Annotated in this window: 2 protein-coding genes; both read left to right on the plus strand. The window is 57.7% G+C overall.

Translation table 11 applies throughout. From position 1 onward, the window contains the following. The coding region (locus tag ACXJKO_RS31300) for a 7-cyano-7-deazaguanine synthase (protein ID WP_457094897.1) at positions 1–448 on the plus strand (448 nt) is incomplete at its 5' end. 414 nt (positions 449–862) lie between these two features. Next, entirely contained in the window at positions 863–2,083 is a 1,221-nt protein-coding gene (locus tag ACXJKO_RS31305) for a polysaccharide pyruvyl transferase family protein (protein ID WP_457094898.1), read from the plus strand. The last annotated feature ends 303 nt before the right edge of the window (positions 2,084–2,386 follow it).

Here is a 2,386-nt window from a genome sequence, read left to right on the forward strand (position 1 = left end):
TGCCAGGAGCGAGGGACTTAAACAAGTCGAGCTTTGTGTTGAGTTAAGTGAAAATGGCAAGGTGTACTATTTTTTGAATGGGAATTTAGTAAAAACTTCGGGTGGGCTGTATAAGCTAAAAGATGACGCTAGTGAAGATTTAAAAATATTCTCATACTATGAGTTTCCTGTAATAGGTGTGACTAAGCTGGAAATGAAGGCGCAGGCGCTACAATTAGGTTTTATCAATGCGCTTGAAAAATCATGGTTTTGCTTCAATCCAATACATGGAACTCCATGCGGAACTTGCAATCCGTGCATATCAACCATTGAAGATGGAATGGGATACAGGTTCCCAAGGGAGTCAATTCGCAGATACCGAACAAGACATATAAGAAAGACCCTCAAAGCACCTTCTTGGATAGCCAGAAAGGTCAGGAAAAGTTTGCATAACTACCGGCTGATCTGACTTGCGAATTTCTCCCATTAGAGGATTTCCGTTTGAAGTCGTCAGTCGAGTTTGGCATTCGGCATCCGCCGCTAGCCCGCCCGGATTGACTGCTAGGAAGATAACGACCGGACGGTAGGGGCGAGAGTGGGACAAACGAGATGCTCCGAGTTGGACTCACGTCTGTTCAAGCACGGGAGGCTCGGTCCCTTATAAGGAGCCTCCATCTCGTGCATGCAGGATTGAGAATGGATACCGATAGGATGGCTAGACCTTCTTATGGTGCGTATGATGCGCTGTTCCGATCCATGCCTTCCGTGTCGGGACTCGCTGCGCGACGTCGCCACCGACTCCTTGCAACTGGTTCCGGTGGGCGGAACGAAGGCGCCGCGTTCCGCCGTGAGGGGCCGACCACGTCACCACTGGGTTTCCGGCATGCATCGTATTGCTATCACCAATGTTACAGGGGGCCGCAATCGTGGCGTCGAAGCCCTCGTCCGGTCGATCCTCTTTGGTCTGGAGAACTCGCTCCGGCGGGAGGATATGCGGATCTCACTCCATACCGGAGACGCGGATCATGATCGGGACTATTTCGGCCGTTCGGTCGATGCGGTGGTTGGTCCGTTCACGCTGCCGCGGGGACGTTGGCCACCGCGGATGCAACGGGCGACGTTCGACCTTGCCGCCGCCGCCAACAGCATCGGGATGAGCCGCGCGCTCCCGAAATCCTGGCGTGACCTCCTAGAGTCGGACTTGATCATCGCGACTGGCGGCGATGTGTTCACATCCGACTATCGCGCACTCTCTCATCATACCCGCTTCCTGCAAGCGTCGCGTCCGGTGGCGCTGCTGGCGCAGACGATCGGACCCTTTGTCGCGAAGGACGAAGCCCACTTCAAAGAGTCGATCAGAAACGTCGTCATTTGCACCGTGCGCGAGACGGAGACGCTGCAATACCTCGACTCGTTCGCCCCGGCCCTGAAGCCGGAACTCACGGCAGACGTGGCCTTCCTCCTGCCCGCGATCCCGAAAGCCGAGGCGCAGCGCATCCTGGAGGTCGATCACCGGTTCTCGTTGCAGGGGCGGCGCCTGATCGGGCTGTCGGTGAGCAACGGCATCCTGTCGTACCGCTCGGATGTGAATTCGCGGAACTATCTCGAGGAGATCGTCGCTTTCATCGATGCCGTGAACCGTAAGGGGTATTCGGTGGTTCTGATCCCGCATGTTCAGGAGCGCGGGCTCAAGAACAACGATCTGATGATCTGCCGTGAGGTCCTCCGGCGCTCATCGAACCCGTCCGAGAACGTGCTCCTCTCGTTCCCTCTGACTGCCTCCGACTTCAAGGGAATCATCGGCCTGTGTGAGGCACTTGTCGGCGCGCGGACGCATGCGACTATTGCTTCGATGTCGCAGGGAGTTCCGACGGTAGCGATGGCCTATTCCCGCAAAGCCTGGGGCATCATGCGGGACTATTACGGACGGGATCTCGCCTCGCTTCTCACCGTCGACGTGGCCGAGCTCGACCGCGAGCGCCTGATGGCTGGCCTCGAGGCCGCGATCGCAGCCGGCCCCACGGAATCCAGGGCCGCAGAGATGAGGAGGCGAGCAGAGGTCAATTTCGACCGGGTGGCTTCCTTTCTCAGGCAGCCGGCATAGGAGAGACCAAGCATCGGGAATATCTAGAGCGTGCAGCAGTTGCGTGGAAACGGGATAGCTGATTCCATCGGGCTGGTTGTTGTCGGCGGGGAGGCATCCCATGCCAGCTCCTCTGTCCCGAGACTTGCGTGGGCGGGTCGTGCGTGCGGTGGAAGGTGGATCTTCCATCCGATAAGCAGCCCTGCGCTTTGAGGTGAGCCCCTCTGCGGCGGTCAAACTGATGCGACGCTTTCGTCAAAGCGGCAGTCCGGCTCCAGCCCGCTTTGGTGGCCATCGTCGTCCCATCCTCGAGCCGCATGAGAG

Source organism: Microvirga sp. P5_D2, from assembly GCF_054049475.1.